The following is a 19,113-nucleotide window of genomic DNA, read 5'->3' on the forward strand; positions in this document are numbered from 1 at the left end:
GGATGGATTTGGCGATGACGCGTGCGGTCCTGAAGGTCGACATTGGGAGGAATACGTCGCGCCGCCGGCGCCTTCCGGGCTGCTGACGCGCGCGTGGCGCGTACTGCGCGGCAACGCATGAAGGAGCGGCGATGCGGAATGCGAAAAAGGGATGCGAACCGCTCGCGGCGCGGCTGGCGGACCTGATGGAAGACGGTAAGGAGCGCACGGTGAAGGATTGCGGCGACGCATTGAACCGTTCCCGCAAGACCGTGCAGCGCGCTTTGCACGAGCTGTCTCAGGAAGGCCCAATGCAGCAGATCCACATCTGCCGGCGCGACGGCAACGTGCTCGTCTATGTCAATGGCCCGGGCAAGAACGTGGCCGTGAAGACATGGCGTGACCCGGCTCGCGCCGCGCGCCGCGCGAGGGCCACGGAAGCCGCGCAAACCGATCACCCGACGCAGCTGGCGGACACGCTGCTCGTCGAATGCATGCGTCGCATGGTGAGCTGCGGAGCGCCCGCGATCGACCGCCAGCAGGTGGCCGCATGAGCAATTGGCAGGGGCTATATATCATCGCCGCCGTCTATCTATCGCGTGCAATCCCTCCGCGCGCCGCGCTGTTTCTCGGGATCCTTGCGGGCATCTTCGGGTTTGGGGTTCACAGCGGATGGTGGCAGTGATGCTGTCACGCAAAACGCCCATGAAGCGCACCGGCTTCAAACGCAAACCGGACTCACCGTTCAGCAGTCTGGCGAACCGCGGCACCGCGCTGCGCCGCTCGGCAATCAAGCGCCGTGTGCGCAAGCCGACGGTCGAGGAGGGCGCGCACTACCTCGCGGCGTGCCGCGGCGAGCCTTGCTATCTGCGTGTCCCCGGCGTGTGTCGCCTGAACCCAATCGACGAAACGGTTGTGCCGTGCCATTCGAATCTGCTCGAGCACGGCGCCGGGAAGGGTATCAAGGCCGACCACCGCTACACGTTCCCCGGTTGCGGTGCGTGCCATTTCTGGCTCGATCAAAGCACGGTGCCGACGAAGCAGGAGCGGCGCGACGCCACGCTCGTAGCTCTCGGCCGCTGGATCCCCGTGCGCAAACGAAAGATGGCTGCACTGGAGGCCACGCGATGACGCTGGTGCTGACAACCGAAGTGCCGACCATGGTCGCGACGTCGTTTCGCGGCCGTGTCTCATATCAACCGGGCTTTGCCGAACACATCGCGCGCGTGCGCGTCGTCAGGCGCATCCGGCTGGCGGACGGCTCGCTGGATCCGGAGCGAGCCGAGGTCGAGGTTTATGTGCCGGAGGACCGCCGCGCTGGCATCGAAGCGCCGCGCGACGCCTGGGTGACACCGGAATACCTGCGCTGCCGCGCGCTGCGGAGCAAAAACAAAAGAAGCCTGCGCGACTTCTTCGAATCCGACTTCATGGAGCTGGCGGTTTGAACCGCCAGCCGGCGCCGCGCACGGATCTGGAAAGCGCGCTTCGGGAGGCGTCGCGGGCGGTGCGCGCCGGCCACCCCGAGGAAACGATCAGGATTTCGGCGTCCGCTCTCTGGATGTTGAGCGAGACGCTGCACGCGCAGAGCAAGCGCATTGAGCAATTGAAGACCATGCAAACCACAAAGGCCATCCGATGAGCGAGACCAACGAAGTACTTTTCCGCACGCCGCAGGATGCTCTCGTTTTCGCATTCAACTATTCCATGCAGACGCGCGATCGTTCGGCCGTCGATCGTCTCGCCTCGCCATCTCCTCGCACGGGGAAGGGGTTGAGCGGCAACGATGGCGCCGGGCAGGCCGGTATGATCCGCCGCGAGCTCCAGCAGCTGACGGAGCTCGAGCGCGCGGTGTTAGTGGCACGCTTTGCGCCGAAGGCGTGGCCATGCACGTGCGGGCATGCGTGTTGTTCTGGCTATACGCCGAACCCGGAATACCAGGCGGCGATCAGCTTACTGACTGAGAAGGTAATGTCCGCTCTGGCCGGCAGACTAGTGCATTACCAACTGCGTCGCGGGCTCATTGAGAAAGCGGCCGGCAGGAAGGTCGAAGTCAAGGCGCTGGCGATCAAGTGCGAGGTGTCGGAGAAAACGGCGGGCGAGCACTGGCAGCTCATCAAGCTGTGGTTTCAGGGTCAGCCGAAGCGAAAGGCGAAACCATCGAAGCGAAAGCGCGCCGCAGCTGGCGACGCAACGGCGGACGTCGCCGACGAGGCGCATCTGCATGACGACGCGCTCGCACTGCCGGTTGTCGAAACGGCTGTCGACGGCGTCGAATCGAAAGCGCGGAAGCGTGCCGACGAGCTGCTTTCCGGACTGCCTTTTATCCGTCCGTGACACATTTTCTTGACGCCTTCCATTTTCGACAGTAAATTACCGCTCAATCTGACACTGTGAATAAGTGTCTCCAAAGCCCCGAGTCCTCACCGACCGGGGCTTTTTGCTTTTCAGTTCTGAGCCATCCAGGCGTTGAAGTTCAACTGCGACCAGCCGCCAAGCGGTTCAAATGGAGCGAATGGCGCAAACGGCGCCGCCGGCTTGAACGGTGTGAAGGGCGTGAACGGCTTGAACGGCGCGAAAGGGGGGAAGGGCGCAAAACCGCTCTCCGGAGAACCGAGTTCCGGCATCCAGAGCGCAGCCTTCCCGTTCCGGTCTTGGAACGTGGCATTGACGAAGGCGCCCAGCCATTGTTCGGTCTGCGTCGAGAACGCATTCCCGTCCACGATGAAGGCGGACCATCGCATTTGCGTGTCCCAGATGCTGCTGTTGGCCGGGTCATACCAGCCGACCAGATTGCAGTTTTGATCGAAGAGCGCGTGCATGTTTACCTCCTCTTTTTGCGTGGGGCAAAAGAGGTGACGGCAGCATCTTCAATTTCAATCCCGGCGTAAACCCTGGATTTGCGGTGATTGCGCATCAAACGAGCAAAGCGATGAACAAACCGAAGTCCAAGGGCGCCGCGCCCAAAGCGGCAGCGCGCCCGCGCCTCGGCGACAGCGTCATCGTGCGCGCGCCTTATTTCCCGAAGCCGACGGTAGCGATTGTCATCGCGACATTCGACGACGAGACCGACGACATCGCAGTGCAGGCGTTCCCGCTCGGCCGCGACTCGCTGCAAGTACCGGGCATCCCGTTTTTCGATGCGGAGCCTGACGCTAGTGTGCGCTCCGCAGCATGGCCGGCCTGATGACGATCCGGGTCACGTCGAATGCACGTGACCTAGCGCGAGGCCTCAACGACTTCATCCAGCGGCAGGTGCCGTTCGCGATCGCGCAAGGCATCAATCGCACCGCGCAACGCGTCGTTGACGCCGAGCGTAAGAACCTCGCGGACACGCTGGAAAGCCCATCGCCATTCACGCGCAGCGCCGTCGGGCTGCAGCGCGCGAAGAAGGGCACGCCCACGGCGATCGTCTATATGAAGGACATCACAGCCAGCTATCTCGAGCCGTTCGAGACCGGCGGCGTGCACAAACTCGCCAGCCGCGCGCTGCTCAACCCGAAGAACATCCGGCTCAATCAGTACGGCCAGCTGCCGCGCGGCACGCTCGCCGCACTCAAGGGCAGGCCTGACGTGTTCATCGGCGCGGTGAAGACAGCATCGGGCGAGACGATCAATGGTGTGTGGCAGCGGCCGACGAACACGAAACGCGTCACGCTGTTGAATGCTCGTGGCAAACGGCTTGGCAAGTTGAACAAGCTCGATGCCACGCAGAACAACGGTCGCGGCAAGCTCAAGCTGCTGATCAGATTCGGCGACGCGTTGCCTGTGAAGAAGCAACTCAACTGGGGCACGCGCGCGAAGCAGATCGTCGATCAGTGGATCGACCGCGATCTCGAGGACGCGCTCGCCGCGGCCCTGAAGACCGCCAAGCGCTGAGAAGGAAGGTCACCCGGTGGATGGTGACCGGCGGCCCCGAGGGGACCCCCAAACCTTACAGGGTCCTTCCGGGAGAGCCCTATTACGCGGGCATTGCGCGCGCCCGTTTTTCCCGTTCCTTTGACCAAAAAAAACTCGTTACACGTTACACGCTATGGCGGCATCCAATGCGGCTCCAAGGCGCGCCGAGCCTAGCGAAGCGGGTGTAACGCAACGCGACGCGAAAGCGAAGGGAAAGGGCGGGAACGTTACACCTGAGAGCGTTACACCGGTCGGGACCGACGGTGTAATCGGAAAAGCAGCGCTCGCGGACGCGCTCGGCTGGACGCGACCGAAACTCGATCGACGGCTCGACAGCGACGAGTCGTTCCCGATCGCGAAGCGCGGCACGCGCGCCGGCGGCTGGGAATTCGATCTCGCCACGGTGAAGGCGTATCTCGCCGGCGGTGCCGGTGCAGCTCGAGCTCGACCGCCGGCGCAGACCGCGCCCGGCGCGAATCCGTACCCGGGCGCGAAGTACACGGTCCTGCCGCCCAGCGCGGTACCGCCGCCTGGCGTTGAGCCTGTCATACACAGCGGCGAACAGACCGCGCGGCAGCGCCGCGATCAGGTGCAGGCCGAGATCCTTGAGGACAAGCTGCGGCGCGACCGCGGCGACCTCGTGCAGGCCGAGGTGATGCGCCAGGTGATCACGAAGATGCTCGTGCATCTCGGCAAGGGCATCGACCGGCTCGCGGACCAGGTGGTCGAGAAGCTCGGGCTTCCCGAGGAGAGTGCGGACTCGATCCGCGAGCTGACGGACGACCTCCGCACGACTATGGTCGACGAGCTGAAAGTACTGCTGGGCCCCGATGCTTGAGAACGCCTACGCCGACCCGTACCAGATCGTGCGCGAGGCCCTCGGCGCGCTCGTGCCGCCTGCGCGCGAGACGGTCGCGCAGTACGCGTCGCTCAACCGTCGACTGACAAACCAGGGCGGCGGTTACGTCGGCCGCTGGCACCACGAGAAGGCACCGTACCTCGTGGCGCCGATGGAAACGCTCACGCGGCTCGACTATCTGACGACCGTGGTCGTCGGCCCGGGCCAGTCGGGCAAGACGGAGATCGCACAGAACTGGATGCTCAAGTCGGTGGCCAACGACCCGGGCGACTTCCTCTGGTACATGCAGACGGACCCGGGCCTCGAGGCCTTCGTCAAGAGCCGGATCAACACACAGATTGATGGCCATCCTGAAATGGCCATGCGGCTCGGCTCGCGGCCCGTCGACGATTCGCTTCACTTCAAGCGCTTCGACGGCATGCGCGTCGAGTTTCTGTCGGCGACCGAGAACAACCTGATCAACAAGTCGGCGCCGCGGATCGTCGCCGACGAGGTCGATGCGTATCCGGAAGGCCTCGGCGATATCAAGGCGCTGCTCGACGTGCGGCGTCAGACGTTCGGCCGGCAGTCGATGCTGCTTGCGATGAGCCACCCGGACCGCGCCCGCGGCCTGAATCCGGAGCGCGACTGGACGGCAGGCGTAATGGCGCTTTACGGCGACAGCGATCGCCGTGTCTGGTACTGGCCGTGCCCGCACTGCGGCGCATGGTCGAGCCCCGTGCCGATCGCCGCGCGCTTCATGCCGCTCCACTACGAGGAGGGCTGGAGCCTCGATGAGATCGAGGAGAAGGCGCGGCTCGTCTGCCCGGTTAATGGTTGTCTCATCGAGGACCGGTACCGCCGCGAGATGAACCTCGCCGCATACCGGTCACCGTTCGGCGGATGGGTGGGCGACGGTCAGGAGATCTCGCAGGAGGGCGTTGTAAGCGGCGAGCTCGTCGCTCGAAAGTCCGCCGGCTTCTGGATTGTCGGCGCGATGTCGCCATTCATCCTGGGCGGCATTGGCGGCCTCGCACGGGCGAAGGCGAAGGCCGAGCGTGAGCTCGAGGTCGACGGCGACGACAAGACGCTGAAACAGGTCGTCGTCAAGCAATGGGGTTTCCTGTACTCGCCGAAGCGCGGCGTTGGCTCGATCGACGCGAACGTGCTGGCGGAGCGAGCGGAAGGCGATCTCAAGCTGGCGTTTGTGCCGGACGGCGTGCGGTTCATTACCGGCGGCTGTGACGCCAACGGCGGCCGCTTCGAATGGCTCATGCGCGGCTGGGGCGTGAACGGCGAAAGCTGGGTGATCGACAAGGGCCGCGTCAACGGCGATCCGGCGACATCGCCCGATGACTGGGACCTCTTGCTCGAGGTGATCCAGCGCACCTATCCGCTCGCGGATGGCAGTGGCCGACGCATGCCGGTCCGCGCTTTCGGCTTCGACAGCGGCGGCGAGGCTGGCGTTACGCAGCAGGCATACGCAGCGTGGCGCCGCTGGCGGAAGCTGGACGGCGTCGTGCGTCTGATCGGCAAGATCTCGGGCCGCGACGCATGGACCGTGCTGCCGACGAAAGGCGCGAGTGCGCTCACGGCGCAGCGACTGCTTGTGACGTATCCAGACACCGCGCGCAAATCGAACCGCGCGGCCGCCGGCGGCACGGTTCCGGTTGCGCAGTTCAATCCGAACCTTTTCAAGGATGACCTGGCCGGCCAGCTGCAGAAGGCCGACCTCGGCGACTGGTACGTGCATTTTCCGCATGGGCTGCGATCTCCCGAAGAACCTCACGTCTGGTTCGAGCAGCTGACGTCGGAGACGCGGCAGAAGAATGGCCGCTGGGAGAAGCTCGTGCGCGGACGTCGAAATGAGGCGCTCGACCTGATGGTGCTGACGCACATGGTTGCCCACCTCCACGGGCTCGCGCAGATCGACTGGAAGAAGCCGCCATCGTGGGCGGCTACATGGGACACCAACTCGTCGCTCATCGGCGCAACGCCGCCGGCGAAGCAGGCGCCAGCGCCGACGCTAGCCGCATCGCCTGATGGCGACGGTCCGAAGCCGAAGAACCCGAAATCAGCAGTACACCGTTTCCGCTAATCCTATGGCCACATCCGATTTCAGCTCACCGTACTACGGCATGAGCGACGCGCAGCTGCAGGCGGCGATCACAGCCGCTCAGCAGGCCTACATCCAGCTGCGCACGGGGACGAAGGTGGTCACGGTGTCATATGCGCAGGGCGGCGGATCGCGCAGCGCGACATTCCAGCAGACCGACATGGCGAATCTCCGTCTGCTCATCGCCGAGCTGCAGCAGGCACTCAACCCGGGCGTGCGCATCAAGCGCCGTCGTCCGATTACGCCGTACTACTGATATGGGCAACGAACTTACGATCGTCGACGCCCAGGGCAACCCGCTTCGGCGCCAGCGCGCCGAATACCCGAACGGGATGCCCCTGACGAGCGGCGTGGGCCGCTGGTTCTTCCCGTATCAGGCGGCCGACTGGCAGACGCAGGAGATGGGCAACTGGTTGCCCTGGATCCGCTCGCCAGATGCTGAGATCACGCAGTTTCGCGATCGCATGGTCGCGCGTTCTCGCGATCAGGTGCGCAACGACGGCCGCTCGAGCGGCGCGATCACGCGCATCCTCGACAACACGGTAGGTGCATCGCTACGCCTATCGGTGATGCCAGACTATCGCGCGCTGCGCCTCATCAGCGGCGCGGCCTTTGATATCCAATGGGCCAAGGAATTCGCAAGCGCGGTCGAAGCCCGTTGGCGCTTGTTCTCGAACGATCTGAACCACTACAACGATGTCTCTCGCCAGCTGACGGTCTCGCAGCAGTTGCGGCTCGCGCTGCGCCACAAGCTCATCGATGGTGAAGATCTCGTCATCAACCATTGGAAGCCGGAGCGCATCGGGCGCGGTGCCGCGCAGTATGCGACCTGCTATCTGATTGTGGATCCGGACCGCCTGTCGAACCCCATGCAGATGGTCGACACGAGGCATCTGCGCGGCGGTGTCGAGATCGACGACGACGGCGTGCCGCTCGCGTTCCATATCCGCAAGGCTCACCAGAACGATTGGTATAACGCCGTCGAGTCGATGGAGTGGGAGCGCGTCATCGCCGAAGACGATGACGGCTGGCGGCGCGTGATCCATGACTTCGAACGCGATCGCGCTGGCCAGAACCGTGGCATTGGCGTGTTCACGCCCGTGCTCGCGCACGCGAAGATGCTGGCGCGGTACTACGGCATCGAGCTGCAGGCGGCCGCGCTCGCCGCATCGATCGGCACTTACATCACGAGCCCCTACGACCCGTCCGAAGTGCAGGATGCGATCGCTGGCGACCATGAGCTCAAGTTCTATCAGAGCCTGCGCAAGGAATGGAACGACGAACGGCCAGCGATGTTCAACGGCGTGCGGGTGGCCGCACTGGCGCCCGGCGAGGACATCAAGTCAGTCGCATCGGACCATCCGCACAACGGATTTACCGAGTTTGTTCACGAGATGCAGGGGTGCGTCGCGTCGGCGCTCGGCGTCACGCAGGAACAGGTCACCCAGGACTGGACGCGCACGACGTATTCGAGCGCTCGTTCCGGGCTGCTCGAGAGCTGGAAAACGCTCATTCGCAGGCGCCTCGAATTCTCGGCGGGCACCGCAACCCCTATGTATGCGGTGTGGCTCCGCGAAGCGATGGAGAACGGTGAATTTGAGCTTCCCGCTGGCGCGCCGGACTTCATTGAAGCGGCGACCGCATATGCCGGTTGCTCGTGGCTCGGACCCGCACGCGGCTGGGTCGATCCGGTCAAGGAACCGCAGGGCTCCATCCTGAAGATGGACGCGGCGCTTACTACGCTCAAACAGGAAGCGGCCGAACAGGGTTCCGACTGGGAAGAGCTGCTCGATCAGCGGCAAATCGAGATCGAAGAATTCAGGCGGCGCAACATCCCGCTTCCCGAATGGGGCGGTAGTGAAGTCGCGACGCGTACCGATGAACCTCCTGAAGGGCCGAAGGCAGCATGATGAATTTCCCCCATCTCGCGACGCGGCTCTTCAATGTGCCGATCGCGATCCTGCCGCACAAGGCCGAGATCGTCATGGCCGCGCTCGCCGATCGCTTCGGTATCGCGCAGCTCTTTCGCGAAGACGGCAGTGCGCTTGCGCTCGCCGATGGCGGCGCGCGGGCATTCCTTGAAGAGTTCGGCGATGACGAGCCGGCCGTATATCGGCCATACGACGTCAACGAGGGCGTCGCGCGTATCCCGGTCGAGGGCACGCTCGTGCACAAGCTCGGCACGCTGCATCCGTTTTCCGGCATGACGGGTTACGACGGCATCCGCGTGCTGCTGAAAATGGCGCTCGAGGACGAAGAGGTACGCGCAATCATGCTGGACATCGATTCGCCGGGCGGCGAAGTCGCGGGCTGCTTCGACCTATGCGATGCGATCTACGCGGCCCGCGGCCAGAAACCGATCTGGTCTGTGCTCACCGAGAGCGCGTACTCGGCGGCCTATGCAATCGCGAGCGCAACGGACCGGATCATCGTGCCGCGCACCGGCGGCGTCGGCAGCGTCGGCGTCATCTGCATGCATGTCGACATGTCGCAAGCGCTCTCGAAGGCGGGCATCGACGTTACGCTGATTCATTACGGCTCGCGCAAGGCCGACGGCAACGAGTTCAATCCATTGACGAAAGATGCGCTTTCCCGCTTCCAGGCCGACGTCGATGCGATGGGCGAGATCTTCGTTCGGACCGTCGCGCGCAATCGCGGTCTCAAAACGGCAGCCGTGCGTGACACGGAGGCCGGCACCTATCTCGGCGCAGCTGGCGTCGAGGTTGGCTTCGCAGATGCCGTCATGGCACCCGACGAAGCCTTCGCGTCCCTGCTCGACGAGCTGGGCTGACTCATCCCACCATCAGGGTAAATCCAATGAGCAATCTGTTTCGAAACCTTGCCGCGCGAGGTGGGTTGAGCTTCGCCCATCTCGGCCGCGGTTCACGCGCCGAAGACGACCGTCCGAGCGATGACGACGACAGCGGCAAGGGCAAGAAGGGCAAGCGCGCGTCCGACGACGAAGATGATCAGCAGCAGGATCGCGACAACGGTGACAGCAAGAAGGGCAAGCGCGCCGAGGGCGGCGATTCGGACGATGACGACGAAGACGATCCGGACAACGACGTCGACGACAAGGACGATCCGGACGACGACAGCGGCAAGGGCAAGCGCGGCAAGAAGGGCAAGCGCGCGGCTGACGATGACGACGACGAGCGCGCCGAAGAGGATGACGACGACGAGGAAGAGATGCGCGGCAACAGCGCTGCCGCGCGTGCCCGTCGTCGTGAGCGCGCGCGCTGCGCCGCGATCTTCGCGAGCAAGGGCGCTGGCCGCAATACGGTGCTCGCCGCCAATCTCGCCTTCGAGTCGACGATGACGCGCAGCGAAGCGATCGCCGTGCTGAACAAGACGCCGGGTTCGGCCCGGGGCTCGCAGGAGCGTCGTAATCCGAACCTCGGGTCTGGCGACGGCCCGGGCATGACGTCCGAGCAGGCGGTCGCGGCCAGCTGGGACGTTGCATTCCAGCGCGCCGGGTCCGCATCGCGCGACTCGCGAGCGCGCGGCCGCCGCTAAACCCGGGCGCCGGCGCACGCGCAGGCACCGTCCTTTCTCTCATCAAGGACTGAATCATGACCAATCCTCCGAACCTCACCCAGACGCCGCTCGTCGAGCAATGGCACGCCGGCGGGTTCCTCGTTTCCGAAGCACGCGGGCACCGCTCGCGCGACGTCGGTACCATCGGTGGCGCTGCGAAGGTCTACCCGGGCACGGTGCTCGGTCTGCAGACCGGCGGCGTTGCGGCTGCATGGCCGGGCAACCCCGAGCAGGTAAATAACAATACCGGCAACGGCACGATCGCACTTGCGTCGCCGCCCATCGTCGCGGGCGCGCAGCTCGGCATGTACACGCTGATTGCGACCGATGCGACCCACTTCGCCGTGACCGATCCGTTCGGCAACGCTGTCGGAACTGCGACGGCCGGTACCGCGTTCAGCAATCAGATCGCGCTGACGATCACGGCCGGCGCGACTGCATTCGTAGCAGGCGACGAATTCTCCGTGCAGGTCGAAGCGATCGCCGGTGCCTATGTGCCGCTCAATCCGTCGGCAAGCGACGGCTCGCAGACCGCCGCTGGCATCGCGTTTGGCTTTACCGACGCGACGATGAACGACGTTCCCGGCACGGTCGTGACGCGCGAATGCGAGGTCAACGGCTCGGAGCTGCTCTGGCCGAGCGGGGCGACGGCAGCGCAGATCGCGGCAGCGACTTCGCAGCTCACCGCGCTGGGCATCATCACGCGCTGATTGCGCCGCGGCGTCTGCCGCGTTCCCTTCGATTCAAGTCCTTATGGCCGCGCAAGCGGCCATTATTTTTTCCGGAGCCAAATAATGGCCAGCTTGGACGTATTCCATCAGGATCCCTTCACGACCATCCAGCTCACTGCGGCGGTCGACAAGTATCCTTTCCAGCCGACGGGGCTCGGCGACCTCGATATCTTCGATCCGGATCCGATCCGGACCACGGCGCTGGCGGTCGAGCAGCGTCAGGGCAAGCTCGTGATCGTGCCGACGTCGCCGCGCGGCGCCGAAGGCCTCCAGCGTACGACCGAAAAGCGCCAGGCGCGTTACTTCGACGTGCCGCGCCTGATGCATAGCGACACGATCTATGCGAACGAGATCCAGAATATCCGCGCCTTCGGCACGGAATCGGAGCTCATGCAGGTTCAGGTCGAAGTCGCGCGTCGCATGAATGGCCCGACCGGCATCCTGCGCAATATCGAGTACACGTGGGAGTTCCACCGCCTCGCGGCCGTCCAAGGCATCCTTCTCGATGCCGACGGCGCCGTGCTGTATGACTGGTTCGACGAATTCGGCATTACGCCGGCGCAGCCAATCGAGTTCAATCTCGTGGCGAATACGGAGTTCTCGCTGCGCCCGATCATCAACAAGCTGCGCCGGGCGATGGCCCGCAAGGCGCAGGGTTCGTTCCTCCCGACGACGCGCATCTACGCGCTGTGTGGCGACGCGTTCTACGACGCGTTCGTGAATCACCAGGACGTCATCCGCACGTTCATGAACTGGTCTGCTGCCGCGGACCTGCGTGATGATCGCCAAGGCGGCGCGTTCGATGAATTCCCGTTCGCGGGTGTCACGTGGCTGAACTACCGCGGTTCGGACGACAACGAAACGATCAAGGTGCCGGACAACACCGTGAAGTTCTTCCCGGTTGGTGCGCCCGGGATCTTCCGCTGCGCGTATGCGCCGGGCGAATCGTTCGAATGGGTGAACACCCCGGGCAAGCCGCAGTATGTGATCCCGATCTTCGATCGCGATCGCAACAGCTTCTGGAAAATGGAGGCGTACAGCTACCCGCTGCACATCTGCACGCGTCCGGAAGTCCTGCAAAGCGGCACGATCTGACCGTGATCGATTTTGACGGCACGCTCAACGCCGCGATCAGCGCGACGTTGGGCGACGAGAAGCCCGTCGTCTTTCTCCCGAAGGCCGGCGGCAGCTTCGCAGGCCTGCTCGGCGTGTTCACGCTGATCACGGACCACACGTTCGACGAGGCCGGCGAGGCGCAGGGGAACATTACCGTCGCCACGCTCGGCATGCAGGCATCGCAGTTCGCCGCGCTCGGCGCGCCTTCCCCTGTGCAGAGCGATAGCTTTCAGGTGGGTGGCGTCGCGTATGTCGTCAAGGACGCGGCGATCGACGGTCTCGGCTGGCTCTATATGGATCTGGGCAAGCAATGACGACTTCCAGCAACCTTCGCGAGCTCGCGGTGCAGGGGCTCACGGTCAGCGGTGCAACGGCGGCAGGATCGAACGTCTTTTCGCCGCGCACGTGGGCGACGTGGGACGGGAAGTATCCGATGCTGCTCGTGCAGACGCCCGACGAGAACGGTGAGGGCTGGGGACGACAGGGTCCGCCTGCGTTCACGGTCACGACGACGCTGCGCGTGACGGCGCGCGCGCAGGCGGCGGCGCTGGCGAATGACGCCGCGGCCGCAGCTGTCGAAGAGCAGCTCGAGCTGATGCGCGAGCAGATCAAGGCGGCGCTGATCAACTACCCACCGATCATGAGCCTCCTGCAGCAGTTCCCTGCGTTTCGGTCGACGATCAATGTGCCGCGTGAAGGTCAGTCCCCGATCGGCGAACTCACGCTCGACCTTGAGATGGAGCACGTGCAGGGCCCCGACGACTTCTACCAACCGGCTGCGGTACCGCTCCAGGGTGTCGATCTGACCATCGAGATGCCCAATGGCACGACGGAGCCCGGGCTGACGATCAACCTTCCGCAAACCTGAGCGGCGCTCGCGCGCCACTGGAGCTTTCCATGTATGTGAAACCCGCACCGGGCCTGATGCTGCGTGACCCCGTCACGAAGCAACTGCTGTCCGCCGCGCCTGTCGAGGGTGTCAAAACCACCGTTGTACCGGACGAAGGCATGCTGGTCGACGACAACGATTTGTACTGGCGCCGCCGCCTGCGCGACGGCGACGCAGTGCGCGCGACAGGTCAGAAGTCCGCCACGCCGGCGAGCAGCTCGGCTGCACCTGCAGCGACCGCCGCCGCGGCGGCCACCGAAAAGACCTCGAGCTAACAGATCCTCGCGCTGTCCCTGACTGAGCCCCGCTTCGGCGGGGCTCTTTTTTTGGGCGGCGACATCGTCACCGGAGCCATCGAATGGGCGACATTTCCTTTCCCAACATCCCGCAGAACCTGCGCGTCCCGCTGTTCTATGCGGACCTGGACCCCAGCAAGGCGAACACCGGCCAGCAGACGCAACGCGCGCTGATCGTTGGTCAGATTCTCAGCTCGGGCAGCGGCACGCCCGGCATTCCGCGCATCTGCCAGGGCGTGAGCGATGCAAAGGCCGTTGGCGGCCAGGGCTCGATGCTCGCGCTGATGACGGCCGCCTATCGCAAGCGCGACCCATTCGGCGAGGTCTGGTATCTGCCGCTCGCGGATGGCGCGTCATCGGTTGCCGCGGTGGGCAGCATCAACTTCACGAGCCCGCCGACGGCGACAGGCGTCCTGTCGCTCTATATCGGTGGGCAGGTCGTTTCGCTAGTCGTTACGCCGTCGATGACGACGGCGCAAATCGCAACGGCGCTTGTCGCGCAGATCGGCACGTTGCCGGATCTGCCGGTGACGGCGGCGGTTGACGCCACCGTCACGACGAAGGTCGACCTCACGGCGAAGAACAAAGGTCTCGCCGGCAACGATATCGACCTGCAACTGAACTACGGTGGCACGCAGGCCGGAGAATCGACTCCCGCTGGCCTCGCGACGACGATTGTCGCGATGACCGGTGGCCTCGTCGCCCCGGACGTCGTCGATGCGCTCGCGAATCTCGGCGATCAGCAATTCGACTTCATCGCGTTCGCATACACGGACAGCACGTCGCTCGCAGCGCTGCAGTCATTCCTGAGCACGCAAACCGGCCGCTGGAGCTGGAGCCAGCAGCTCTACGGCGGCGGCTACGCCGCCTATCGCGGCACGCTCGGCACGCTCACGACGTTCGGTGTCACGCGCAACGACGAGCACATGTCGATCATGGGCTTCAACGGTTCGCCGACGCCGAGCTGGGTGATTGCAGCTGACTACGCAGCTGCGGTTGCGGTCGCTGCGCGCGCCGATCCGGCGCAGCCCCTGCAGACGGTCACGCTCGCAACGATGCAGGCACCCCCACTCGCCATGCGCTTCGCGCTGACCGATCGCAACACGCTGCTGTACGACGGCATCAGCACGTTCTCCGTCGCCGATGACGGCACGATCGCGATCGAAAACGCGATCACGACCTACCAGAAGAACTCGTTTGGCGATGCCGACGACAGCTATCTGGAGGTCGAGACGATGAATACGCTGACTTACGTTCTGCGTCAGCTGAAATCGGTCGTCACGACGAAATACGCGCGCAAGAAGCTCGCCGCCGACGGCACGCGCGTCGTTCCCGGCACTAACGTCGTCACGCCGTCGATCATCCGCGCCGACCTCGTCGCGCAGTACCAGACGATGGAAGAAAACGGCTACGTGCAAGGCAGCGCGGTGTTCGCGCAAGGGCTGATCGTGCAGCAGAACTCGCAGAACCCGAACCGCGTCGACGTGCTGTACCCGGCAATCCTGATCGACCAGCTGCGCATCTTCGCGCTGCTGATGCAGTTCTCGAACATCGTCCCCGCCACCTCGAGCTGATCGCGCGAGCAAACACCCTGATGCGCCGCGCTGCGGCGCGCTCCTTTCTTCTGGAGACACGCAATGGCATCTCCCACCGGATTGCTCGCCGGCACCGCTTCGCTGACCGTCGACGGTACGACGTACATGATCACCGGCGACTTCAAATACAAGCCGGCCAGCAGAAAACGCGAAACGCTCGCGGGCATGGACCGCGTACACGGCTACAAGGAAAAGCCGTCGGCGCCGTACATCTCTTTCAACCTCCGCGATTGGGGCGGCCTGACGGTCGCATCGATCAATAACTGGACCGACGTCACGTGCGTCGCGCAACTCGCGAACGGCAAGACGATCATCGGCCGCGACATGTGGTCGGTCGAGGAACAGGAAGTCGACTCCGAAGACGCGAAGTTCGATGTGCGTCTCGAGGGTCCCGACGAATGCGTTACTGAAACCACCACGAGCTGAACATGGACGACACGAAAATTCTCATTCTCCGCAAGCCCATCACCATCAAGGGCGACACGAAGACCTACGACTCGATCACGCTGCGCGAGCCGACGGTCGACGAGCTCGACCGCAGCGCGCAGACGCAGGGCAGCGCCTACGCCTCGAATGCCGCGCTGATCTCGATGGTCGGCGGCATTCCCCTGATCGTCGCGCGCCAGATGACGAAGACGGACTACGAGGAGGCGACGGCGTACCTGTCGGGTTTTACCTGGACGCCCCCGCAGTCTGGCGAGAGCTCGGGGACCGACGCGCAGACGTCACTTACTTCTGGCGGTGGGGACCCGACGCAGCCGGCTGCATGACGCTGCGGAAGTTCAATTACTGGTTTGAGCAAGCTAAACGTCTGAAAGGATCTTCCTGATGGCCAACGTGTTTTCGATCACGATCACTGCAGTCGACCGGGCAACGGCCGTCGCGCAGAACGTGAACAAGGCCGTCGCCAAGATCACGAAGCCGATCTCGGACGTGAAGGCGTCCGTCTCCGCTTTCTCGAAAGAGACGGGGATGGACAAGCTCGGGCGGAGCATCGAGAAGGTCGGCATTTTCGCGACCGAGTCGGCGCGCCGGGTTGCGTCGCTCGCGCCGCCGGTCGCTGCGCTGACGGGCGCTGCAACCGTCGCCGGCGTCGTCGCGCTGGCCACGAGCTGGGGCCGCAATGCGGTGCAGATCCGGAACACGGCCTACAGCATCGGCATGGGCACGACGGAGCTGCAGGAATACCAGGGTGCAGCGCGGCTCGCCGGCGTGTCCAGCGAGTCGATGACCAACGGCCTGAAGTCGGTCGGCAGCGCGTTTGAGGATGCCGCCGCGGGCCGCGACACGTTCGTTGCCGGCGTGCTGGCGGACAAGGGCATCGGCATCCATCGGCTGCGTGACGGGTCGATCGATACGGCGAAGGCGCTGAAGGATGTGGCGAACGCCGCCTCGAAGATCTCGAACACACAGGCGCGCCAGAAGTTCCTCGAGATCTTCGGCGTGAGTGACCTCGCGCCGCTGCTTGGCAAGGGCAGCGCGGCGATCGACGCATATGTCGGGAAATTCCGCTCGCTCAACGCGGTGATGACGCCCGAGCAGATCGCGCAGGGCGAACGCTATAACGAGGCCCTCGTCGGCCTCGATGCGAACGTCGACAAGCTGAAGAACTCGATCGGCGCATCTCTCGCGCTGGCGCTCGCAAAGGTGGCCGACGAGATGGGGCCGATCGCAAACGAGTACGGCCCGAAGATCGCGCGCTGGATCGAGGAGACTGACTGGTCGGCGAAGGCCGATGAGATCAAGGGGTTCGTCGATTCGCTGGGCGGGGTGAAGACGATTGGCGCGGCGATCGCCGCGATCACGTTCGCCGGCCCAATCCTGAGCATCACGACGCTGATCGCGAAAGCGGTGCGGCTTGTGAGCCTTCTCACGACTATCGCCGCGACGACAGGGCCCGGCGGCGCGGCGGTCGTCGCGGCGGCCGGCTATATCGCGGAGAAAGAGCGCGCCGCGGCACTCGATCGCAGCATCCATCAGCTGCCCGGCGAATCGGCTGCTGGCCGCGATCAGCGCGTCGCGGAAGCGATCGCCGGCGGCGTGGCCACGCCTAACGCCGCTGCGCCTGCCGATGGGGGTCTCGGCGGCCGCATATTCCGGTCGATCCGCAGTCTGTTCGTGAACAGCGCTGCGGACAACTCGCAGACCGGCGCGATCGTGCAGCGCTTCGAGGATATGGGTTGGTCGCAGGCGCAGGCCTCCGGCATTGCCGCCAACCTCTACCGCGAGAGCGGATACAACGCCAGTGCCGTCGGCGACAACGGCACGGCCTACGGCCTAGGGCAGTGGCATAAGGACCGGCAGGACGCGTTTCGCAAGCGTTTCGGAATCGATATCCGCAACTCGACGCTCGACCAGCAGCTGCAGTTCGTCGACTACGAGATGCGGCAGGGCTCCGAGAAGCGCGCCGGCGACGCGCTGGCACAGGCGCAAACCGCGGCGCAGGCCGGCGACGTAGTCTCGCGGCTCTACGAGCGTCCGGCGGATGCCGAAGGCGAAGCATCGAGCCGAGCGGCCGACGCCGTCGCCGTGAACCAGAGCGTCGCGCAGAGCAGGGACAGCACGGTGCATGTGAAGGTCGAGCTGCCGAACGCGCCGCCTGGCACGCGCGCGACCGTGCGCACGACGGGCAACACGACGGCGTCCACGAACGTGGGCGATTCTGCACTCATGGAACCTGCAATATGAGCATCGCATCGCTGACGAATCTCGCCGGCAGCATTGGCGGCGTCGCATCCGCGACCAGCGAGCTCGCGTCGCTGCTCACCGGCCCGTCGGCAAATTCGTGGTGGGGATCGCTGCGCCAGGCATCATACGGCGGTGTGCCGTTCGCCGTCGTCAGCACGAACACGAAGTTCGGCACGCGCAACGCGGTGCATGAGTACGCCTTCCGCGACGACGCCTGGGTCGAAGAACTCGGCAAGCTGCCACGTCGCTTCGAGATCTTCGGCTTTCTGGTCGAGAACAGCCGTGTGTATGGTGGCGGCGCGGTCATCGGCCAGCGCGATCGCATGGTGACGGTCTGCGAGAGCGGGGCGCAGACGCTCGTGCACCCGACCTTCGGCCGCATCGAGAATGTGTCATGCCTCGATGCGCAGGCCGGCGAGAGTCTCGAGCACGGCCGCGTGATCGTCGTGCGCTTCGTCTTCATGCGCAACGGCGTGCGGTCGGACACCTCGTCGGTGAGCGACACGACGTCGCTCCTGCAGAGGGCGGCGGATGCGCTCGGTCTGGGCGCAGCGCTCGATTTTGTTCAGTCGACGGCCGCAGCAATCCAGGAGGGCGCCGCGATCGTGCAGACGGGCGTGGGCGTTGCTGTGAGCTGGGTTCAACTGGGCGTGACGGCAGTCAATGACGTGAGGCGCTTCGCGAACTCCGTGAGCACGCTGGCGGGGAATTTCGGCCGCTTCTTCGGCGCCGGCAACTCCGGGTACAGCGGGTCGAACCAGTCGGCGCCGGCGGGCACCACGGCGCAGCAGCTGCTCAACGCGGATGCCACTGCTCGAGCTGCGCTCACACAGGCGGGAGCCGCGCTCACGGCAGCGGCCGCGAATCCGTCGTCGTCGGCCGCACTCAATTCGGCGGCGCAGTCTTACGCCGCGGCGCTGGCCGCGACGATGTCGAGTCCCGCCGACGCGATCCGATCGCTGTCATCGCTCGCGAGCTTCGCGCCGAGCGGCACGTATACGACGTCGACGATCGGCAGCGCGATGTCGACCATGGAGGCGGCGACGTCTGCGCTCCTGCGGCGCGCGGCAATCTCGCAGCTCGCGCAGTCCGTGTCCGTCTACCAGCCGTCCTCGTATGACGACGCGACGTCGATGATCGCCACGGTCACGACCTTGCTCGACAACGAGATCGAGACCGCAGCCGACGCCGGCGACGACAATTCGTTCGCCGCGCTGCGCACGCTTCGCAACTCCGTTGTCGAGGATCTGCAGGCGCGTGGTGCGGACCTCGCATCGCTGTCGACCATGTCGTTCAACGGATCGCTGCCGGCGCTGGTGCTCGCTCATCGGATCTATGGCGACGCCACGCGCGCCGACCAGCTCGTGCAACAGGTCGCGCCCGTCCATCCGCTCTTTATGCCCGCAACGTTTCAGGCGCTTTCGAACTGAT

General features: G+C 64.8%; 24 protein-coding genes. 23 read left to right on the plus strand and 1 reads right to left on the minus strand.

Features of this window, described 5'->3' with window-relative positions:
• Positions 1-131: 131 nt before the first annotated feature.
• The 5 genes from BFD71_RS27095 to BFD71_RS27115 all read left to right on the plus strand — a co-directional run bounded on the left by BFD71_RS27095 (position 132) and on the right by BFD71_RS27115 (position 2,313).
• Positions 132-533: a hypothetical protein gene (locus BFD71_RS27095; protein WP_069267404.1), complete on the plus strand. Its 402-nt coding sequence runs from the start codon at positions 132-134 to the stop codon at positions 531-533.
• A gap of 151 nt (positions 534-684) precedes the next feature.
• Positions 685-1,110 (plus strand): nuclease domain-containing protein, encoded by a 426-nt coding sequence (locus tag BFD71_RS27100; protein ID WP_069267485.1) that lies wholly within the window; start codon positions 685-687, stop codon positions 1,108-1,110.
• The gene (locus BFD71_RS27105; RefSeq protein ID WP_069267405.1) at positions 1,107-1,424 is read left to right on the plus strand and encodes a hypothetical protein; all 318 of its coding nucleotides are present in this window, start codon (positions 1,107-1,109) and stop codon (positions 1,422-1,424) included. The genes BFD71_RS27100 and BFD71_RS27105 overlap by 4 nt, the downstream gene beginning before the upstream one ends.
• Positions 1,421-1,618, plus strand: coding sequence for a hypothetical protein (locus BFD71_RS27110; RefSeq protein ID WP_069267406.1), 198 nt, complete (start codon positions 1,421-1,423; stop codon positions 1,616-1,618). Before BFD71_RS27105 ends, BFD71_RS27110 begins: the two co-directional genes overlap by 4 nt.
• Positions 1,615-2,313, plus strand: a complete 699-nt coding sequence (locus BFD71_RS27115) for a hypothetical protein (protein ID WP_069267407.1) — start codon at positions 1,615-1,617, stop codon at positions 2,311-2,313. Before BFD71_RS27110 ends, BFD71_RS27115 begins: the two co-directional genes overlap by 4 nt.
• Before the next feature lie 110 nt (positions 2,314-2,423).
• Here BFD71_RS27115 and BFD71_RS27120 read toward each other — a convergent pair whose 3' ends face one another.
• Entirely contained in the window at positions 2,424-2,798 is a 375-nt protein-coding gene (locus tag BFD71_RS27120; protein ID WP_069267408.1) for a 4-fold beta flower protein, read from the minus strand.
• 110 nt (positions 2,799-2,908) lie between these two features.
• Between BFD71_RS27120 and BFD71_RS27125 the strand changes: the two genes are divergently transcribed.
• The 18 genes from BFD71_RS27125 (at position 2,909) to BFD71_RS27210 (ending at position 19,112) form a co-directional block, all read left to right on the plus strand.
• The gene (locus BFD71_RS27125) at positions 2,909-3,163 is read left to right on the plus strand and encodes a hypothetical protein (RefSeq protein WP_069267409.1); all 255 of its coding nucleotides are present in this window, start codon (positions 2,909-2,911) and stop codon (positions 3,161-3,163) included.
• Positions 3,163-3,855 carry a hypothetical protein gene (locus tag BFD71_RS27130; RefSeq protein ID WP_141710811.1) on the plus strand — a complete coding sequence of 231 codons (693 nt, stop codon included), beginning with the start codon at positions 3,163-3,165 and terminating at the stop codon, positions 3,853-3,855. Before BFD71_RS27125 ends, BFD71_RS27130 begins: the two co-directional genes overlap by 1 nt.
• Before the next feature lie 154 nt (positions 3,856-4,009).
• The gene (locus BFD71_RS27135) at positions 4,010-4,714 is read left to right on the plus strand and encodes a hypothetical protein (RefSeq protein WP_069267411.1); all 705 of its coding nucleotides are present in this window, start codon (positions 4,010-4,012) and stop codon (positions 4,712-4,714) included.
• Complete coding sequence (locus BFD71_RS27140) at positions 4,707-6,812, plus strand: phage terminase large subunit family protein (RefSeq protein ID WP_069267412.1); 2,106 nt, start codon at positions 4,707-4,709, stop codon at positions 6,810-6,812. The genes BFD71_RS27135 and BFD71_RS27140 overlap by 8 nt, the downstream gene beginning before the upstream one ends.
• A gap of 4 nt (positions 6,813-6,816) precedes the next feature.
• Entirely contained in the window at positions 6,817-7,086 is a 270-nt protein-coding gene (gene gpW / locus BFD71_RS27145; RefSeq protein ID WP_069267413.1) for a gpW family head-tail joining protein, read from the plus strand.
• 1 nt (position 7,087) lies between these two features.
• Positions 7,088-8,740 (plus strand): phage portal protein, encoded by a 1,653-nt coding sequence (locus BFD71_RS27150; protein WP_069267414.1) that lies wholly within the window; start codon positions 7,088-7,090, stop codon positions 8,738-8,740.
• A complete protein-coding gene (locus BFD71_RS27155) occupies positions 8,737-9,621 on the plus strand; it encodes a S49 family peptidase (protein WP_069267415.1) in 885 nt (294 codons plus the stop codon). The genes BFD71_RS27150 and BFD71_RS27155 overlap by 4 nt, the downstream gene beginning before the upstream one ends.
• A gap of 26 nt (positions 9,622-9,647) precedes the next feature.
• Complete coding sequence (locus BFD71_RS41600) at positions 9,648-10,346, plus strand: hypothetical protein (RefSeq protein ID WP_176732965.1); 699 nt, start codon at positions 9,648-9,650, stop codon at positions 10,344-10,346.
• 56 nt (positions 10,347-10,402) lie between these two features.
• Positions 10,403-11,077 (plus strand): head decoration protein, encoded by a 675-nt coding sequence (locus BFD71_RS39425; protein ID WP_083245499.1) that lies wholly within the window; start codon positions 10,403-10,405, stop codon positions 11,075-11,077.
• Between the two features lie 84 nt (positions 11,078-11,161).
• Positions 11,162-12,193 (plus strand): major capsid protein, encoded by a 1,032-nt coding sequence (locus tag BFD71_RS27170; protein WP_069267417.1) that lies wholly within the window; start codon positions 11,162-11,164, stop codon positions 12,191-12,193.
• Positions 12,194-12,195: 2 nt separating this feature from the next.
• The gene (locus tag BFD71_RS27175; RefSeq protein WP_069267418.1) at positions 12,196-12,528 is read left to right on the plus strand and encodes a head-tail joining protein; all 333 of its coding nucleotides are present in this window, start codon (positions 12,196-12,198) and stop codon (positions 12,526-12,528) included.
• Entirely contained in the window at positions 12,525-13,082 is a 558-nt protein-coding gene (locus tag BFD71_RS27180) for a hypothetical protein (RefSeq protein WP_069267419.1), read from the plus strand. Before BFD71_RS27175 ends, BFD71_RS27180 begins: the two co-directional genes overlap by 4 nt.
• 29 nt (positions 13,083-13,111) lie before the next feature.
• Entirely contained in the window at positions 13,112-13,378 is a 267-nt protein-coding gene (locus BFD71_RS27185) for a DUF2635 domain-containing protein (protein WP_069267420.1), read from the plus strand.
• A gap of 83 nt (positions 13,379-13,461) precedes the next feature.
• Positions 13,462-14,973: a phage tail sheath subtilisin-like domain-containing protein gene (locus BFD71_RS27190; RefSeq protein WP_069267421.1), complete on the plus strand. Its 1,512-nt coding sequence runs from the start codon at positions 13,462-13,464 to the stop codon at positions 14,971-14,973.
• A 63-nt stretch (positions 14,974-15,036) separates the two neighbouring features.
• The gene (locus tag BFD71_RS27195; RefSeq protein ID WP_069267422.1) at positions 15,037-15,420 is read left to right on the plus strand and encodes a phage tail tube protein; all 384 of its coding nucleotides are present in this window, start codon (positions 15,037-15,039) and stop codon (positions 15,418-15,420) included.
• 2 nt (positions 15,421-15,422) lie between these two features.
• On the plus strand, positions 15,423-15,764 hold the full coding sequence (locus tag BFD71_RS27200) for a phage tail assembly protein (protein ID WP_069267423.1): 342 nt from the start codon (positions 15,423-15,425) through the stop codon (positions 15,762-15,764).
• Between the two features lie 58 nt (positions 15,765-15,822).
• On the plus strand, positions 15,823-17,682 hold the full coding sequence (locus tag BFD71_RS27205) for a phage tail tip lysozyme (RefSeq protein ID WP_069267424.1): 1,860 nt from the start codon (positions 15,823-15,825) through the stop codon (positions 17,680-17,682).
• Positions 17,679-19,112, plus strand: a complete 1,434-nt coding sequence (locus tag BFD71_RS27210) for a DNA circularization protein (protein WP_069267425.1) — start codon at positions 17,679-17,681, stop codon at positions 19,110-19,112. Before BFD71_RS27205 ends, BFD71_RS27210 begins: the two co-directional genes overlap by 4 nt.
• Position 19,113 lies beyond the last annotated feature (1 nt).

Origin of the sequence: Paraburkholderia nodosa (assembly GCF_001718195.1) — a bacterium.
GTDB classification, from domain to species: Bacteria; Pseudomonadota; Gammaproteobacteria; order Burkholderiales; family Burkholderiaceae; genus Paraburkholderia; species Paraburkholderia nodosa_A.